General features: G+C 70.6%; 1 protein-coding gene. It reads left to right on the top strand.

The annotated features are described in order from the left end of the window. Nucleotides 1–160: 160 nt before the first annotated feature. Nucleotides 161–1,390 carry an IS110 family RNA-guided transposase gene (locus tag ABT160_RS46990; RefSeq protein ID WP_351656573.1) on the top strand — a complete coding sequence of 410 codons (1,230 nt, stop codon included), beginning with the start codon at nt 161–163 and terminating at the stop codon, nt 1,388–1,390. Nucleotides 1,391–1,416: the final 26 nt, after the last annotated feature.

The following is a 1,416-nucleotide window of genomic DNA, read 5'->3' as shown; positions in this document are numbered from 1 at the left end:
GTCAGACCGTGCCCCTGCTGGTCGGCCGGGAGGCCTGACCGCTGATGGGATGGCGTGCCCGCCGGGTGGTTGGGCGTGAGCACTGGATCCATTAGGGCGCGAGCCGTGCCTTCCGCAGGCTGCGAGCAAGGATCGTACGAGAGCGAAGGGTTTGGTGCTGGTGCTGTTCATCGGCGATGACTGGGCCGAAGACCACCACGATGTGGAGGTGCAGGACGCGACTGGCCGAAAGCTCGCGACCGCGCGGCTGCCGGAGGGCGTTGAGGGGATCGCGAAGCTGCACGCCCTCGTGGCCCGGCACGCAGGTGACGCTCTGGAGCCAGGGCAGGTGGTGGTCGGGATCGAGACCGACCGGGGTCCGTGGGTGCAGGCGCTGATCGCGGCCGGCTACCTGGTCTACGCGGTCAACCCCCGCCAGGCCGCCCGGTTCAAGGAGCGGTACGCCACCTCCGGGGCCAAGAGCGACAAGGGCGACGCGCACGCGCTGGCGGACATGGTCCGCATCGACCGCGACCAGCTGCGGCCGATCGCCGGCGACAGCGACCAGGCCCAGGCCGTGCGTGTGGTCGCCCGCGCCCACCAGACGCTGATCTGGGAGCGCACCCGCACCTTCCAACGGCTGCGGAGCACGCTGCGCGAGTACTTCCCCGGAGCCCTCACCGCCTACGCCGGCCTGGAGCTGACCAGCACCGACGCGCTGGAACTGCTGATCAAGGCCCCCACGCCCGAGGAGGCGGCCAGGCTGGCGAAGCCGCAGATCACCGCAGTCCTGGCCAGGCACCGGCGCCGCGACCGGGACCAGAAGGCCGGCACGATCCAGACCGCACTGCGCGAGCCCCAGCTCGCCCTGCCCGCACCGGTCACCGCCGCCTACGGCGCCGCGGCGGCCGCGCACGCCAGAGTGCTGATCGCGCTGAACGAGCAGATAGCCGTACTGGAAGAGCAGGTGAGCGCGCATTTTCTTGCGCACCCGGACGCTGAGATCTACCTCTCGATGCCCGGCATCGGCGAGATCACCGGCGCTCGGGTGCTGGCCGAGTTCGGCGACGACCCCACCCGCTACACCACCGCCAAGGCCCGCAAGAACTACGCCGGCACCAGCCCGATCACCCGCGCCTCCGGCAAGGTCCACTCCGTCCAGGCCCGCTTCGTCCGCAACAACCGCCTCGCCGACGCCCTGCAACGCCAGGCCTTCTGCTCCCTGCAGAGATCACCCGGGGCCCGCCGCTACTACGACAAGCAACGGGCCCGGGACCTGGACTACAACCCCGCCCTGCGCCAGCTCGGCAACCGCCTCGTCGGCATCCTCCACGGATGCCTCAAGACCCGTACCCCCTACGACGAGGCCACCGCCTGGTCACACCACGCAACCCTCCCAACCGCAGCTTGACACCGCTACGGCATGGGATGTCTGAC

It is taken from the genome of Streptomyces sp. NPDC001941, assembly GCF_040296945.1.
Lineage (GTDB): Bacteria > Actinomycetota > Actinomycetes > Streptomycetales > Streptomycetaceae > Streptomyces.
Note: the sequence above shows the minus strand (reverse complement) of the source record. Positions and strands in the feature narration are given on the sequence as shown.